This window comes from Mycobacteriales bacterium, from assembly GCA_036497565.1.
In the GTDB taxonomy this organism is placed as follows: domain Bacteria; phylum Actinomycetota; class Actinomycetes; order Mycobacteriales; family QHCD01; genus DASXJE01.
Window position 1 is genome coordinate 1 of record DASXJE010000092.1, and the last position, 2,947, is coordinate 2,947.

General features: G+C 65.5%; 3 protein-coding genes and 1 pseudogene. 1 reads left to right on the forward strand and 3 read right to left on the reverse strand.

Annotation, left to right across the window (positions count from 1 at the left end; all coding sequences use genetic code 11):
- Positions 1–93: 93 nt before the first annotated feature.
- Positions 94–660: an ATP-binding protein gene (locus VGH85_08330; GenBank protein ID HEY2173803.1), complete on the reverse strand. Its 567-nt coding sequence runs from the start codon at positions 658–660 to the stop codon at positions 94–96.
- A 438-nt stretch (positions 661–1,098) separates the two neighbouring features.
- Positions 1,099–1,800, reverse strand: coding sequence for a GAF and ANTAR domain-containing protein (locus VGH85_08335; GenBank protein ID HEY2173804.1), 702 nt, complete (start codon positions 1,798–1,800; stop codon positions 1,099–1,101).
- 402 nt (positions 1,801–2,202) lie between these two features.
- On the opposite strand from VGH85_08335, the pseudogene VGH85_08340 reads away from it, so the two are divergent.
- Positions 2,203–2,432, forward strand: a pseudogene (locus VGH85_08340) (VOC family protein).
- 29 nt (positions 2,433–2,461) lie between these two features.
- Here VGH85_08340 and VGH85_08345 read toward each other — a convergent pair.
- Entirely contained in the window at positions 2,462–2,932 is a 471-nt protein-coding gene (locus VGH85_08345; GenBank protein HEY2173805.1) for a group II truncated hemoglobin, read from the reverse strand.
- Positions 2,933–2,947 lie beyond the last annotated feature (15 nt).

The window sequence follows — 2,947 nt, forward strand, 5'->3', positions numbered from 1 at the left end:
GGCAGTGAGGCGCGTGTTGCTCGATGGAGGCGACGACGTCGGCGGCGACGGTGCGCTGGTCGATGGCAAACCAAGGTCAGTTTGGGGCTGGTGTCAGGCATCGAGAACGGCCCACACGACCTTTCCCGGGTCTGCTGTCGCCAGCACACCGAAGTGACGACTCAGCGCCTTGACAACGGCGATCCCTCTGCCGCCGGTTCGGGTCGGGTCCGGATCGAGAGTGAGCGGGAGGGATCGGGTGTGGTCGTGTACCGCGATGCGCAGGAGTCGCTCGTGTTTGCCGACAGTCACCTCGATGTCGGTGGTGCTGTGGCGGACCGCGTTGGTCACCAGTTCGCTGATGATCAGACAACCGGTTCCGATGGCACTCTTGGTGCGCCAGTCGAGGAACGTACGGGTGAGGAATCCCCGAGCGACGCGTCCCGCCGTCGGGTGAGGTGGTAACCGGAGGGTGGCATCGGTCGGAACCTGTCCCCTGATGATCTCGGCCCAAGCCTGCGGGACCGAGGGCGCGACGGGCAGGTCGTGGGCGTCGGCTCTGTGGCGCAGGCCGGTTCGGGTGATTTCGTCCGGGCAGGCGACGGCGATGGCGGTCGCGGGCCAATGTCGTACGTGGCGACCCAGTGCGGCGATCTCGTCGAGCAAGCGATGATCGGCCACGCCGGTCGGGCCAGCGATACTGCAGACGACGCCGCGCGGGCTTCGCGCCAAAGCGTCCTGCACGGCGCGGTCCAACTGACCGACGTCGTCGGCAGTGGTGACCTCGAGGACCCGCACACCTCGGTAATTCTCTGCAGGCACGGGCATCAACGGGCGGATGTCGGCCGCCTGAGACTCCGGTCGGCCGCCACCAGGATGAGACGGCGTCGGCCGGAGACCAGGACGGTCGGATGTCGAACTCGACACGTGAAACCTCTGTGGTCGTCCGGTGAACAGGACGGCCGCCAAGGTCCGGGGAAGCCGTAGATATCGGGGGAAACCGCAGGTGTCTGGACGGATTCGTCAGCCGAAACCTACCCGGGCTCCGTCGGGTTAACCCTGAGTAGCGAGATTTTTGCGTTCGACCACCTTTGGCTCAGCGTGGCTCACGCGGTCCGGCTATACGCGTAGGCCGACGTTGACGATGGCTTCGGCCACCATCCGTAGGGTGCCGTTGTGGTCTCGGGCGTGCCGGCGCATCCGCTCGTACGCCGCCTCGACCGTAATGTCGTCGTGCTGGGCCGTGATTCCTTTGGCTTGCTCGATGATGATCCGCGAGTCGAGGGCCTGCTGTAGCTGTTCGTTCAGCTGCTGCTGTTGGCGCAAGCTCGACGCGTTGACGATGTAGCTCGTGGCTGCATCGGCCAGCACCCGCGCCACACTGAGGTCCGTATCGCTCCACTCCCGGGGCTCGGCGGCGTACAGATCCAGGGCTCCGACGGTCTGGTCGGCGAGCCGCATCGGTATTCCCGCGACCCCCGCCACACCGACCCGCCGAGCGGCCTCGGCGAACTCCGGCCACATGTGGCCGGACAGTCGTACATCCGGAACGGAGACCGACTCGCCGGTGTCGAACGCCTCTCGACAGGGGCCACGCTGATACTGCTCCTGGACCCGCTCCAAATCAGAGGATGCCGCCGTGACGGCCGTGACGAAACGCAGCTTGCCGTCCTCGGCCAATGAGACTCCGCTGCCGGCCAGCCCCAGCACCCCCGTAACGCTGCCGGTCAACTCGGCCAGCACCGCGCCGACGTCATAGGAAGCGGGAAGGACGCGGGCAAGCTTCGACAAGGTGCGCAGAAACAGCGGCTCGTCGTACATGAGGTCGCCCTCGTGTCACGTCACCGGTTGGCGACTCGCCGCGACGCGGACCCGAGACCTGAGACCGGACGACAGAGCCACTAGTGGCGCCACTGCTGCTTCGAGGTTACCGAGACGCAGCAGGCCTGACAGCCAATAGCGAATGTTACGGACCATTTCGCCTAGCGACACCATTAGCCTTGCGAAGCTTCAGACTGGGTGCTGATCCACGTCAGCAGTGGAGCCGACGCTCGGATTCGAACCGAGAACCGCCCGACTACAAGAGTTCGTCGAGCAGGACGCGGACGTGCCGCCGGTCGATCTCGTCGCGAATGGGCCGGTCCTTGTCGCGGGAAGGCCGACGGGGTCGGTGACTTCTCTGTCGACGTCGCGCTTGCCCGGGTAGATGGGATACGTGTCGCCACAGCGCCTCCTACGAAGGCGAACGTCCAGCTGGTAACGCGCGACGCAACCGCGCCCGAGGACTCTGTCATCTCCGTAACACCGACGACATCGAAGGTGCCTACGAGGAAGCCCAGGATCTCGGATACGAGATCGTGCAGTCGATAGCGACCGAGCCGTGGGGCGTACGCCGATTCTTCGTCCGAGCACCGGACGGCAACGTCATCAACATCGTGAACCACCGTGACTGAGACGCCGGCACTGCGTGCGCAAGGACCAGCTAGAGCTGATAGGGAGGCGCTTCGCCCCAACCCCACTTCGGCACCGGGGCTTCCTCGACGACATCGGCGGCCTCAGGTTGAGAGTTGTGCATCGCCAGCCGGGTACCCCACTCCAGGTAGCCGACGAGGGCTGCGCGGAATTCAGGATCGGCCGGCAGGTCACCGTCATCGGCGGCCAAACTCATCAGCGAGGCGAACCGGAACCGCTGCTCAGCGGTGATGCCGAGATTCCGGTGATGCTCAAGCATGGCGTGGTAGCCGCCACGCGAGTTCGTGTAGTCGGCGGGACCACCGAAGACCTCGCACCACCACTCGGTGACGTGCTCGCGATGCTCGGCGGTCACCCCGCCCGCAAAAAACGGGGACAACAAATCGTCCCTTTCGACGCGGTCGTAGAACGCGTCGATCAGTCGCCGGATGGCCTCACCGCCACCGGCCCACGCGTACAACGACGGCGGGGCTTCGCTCATCGGGCTACTGTAATC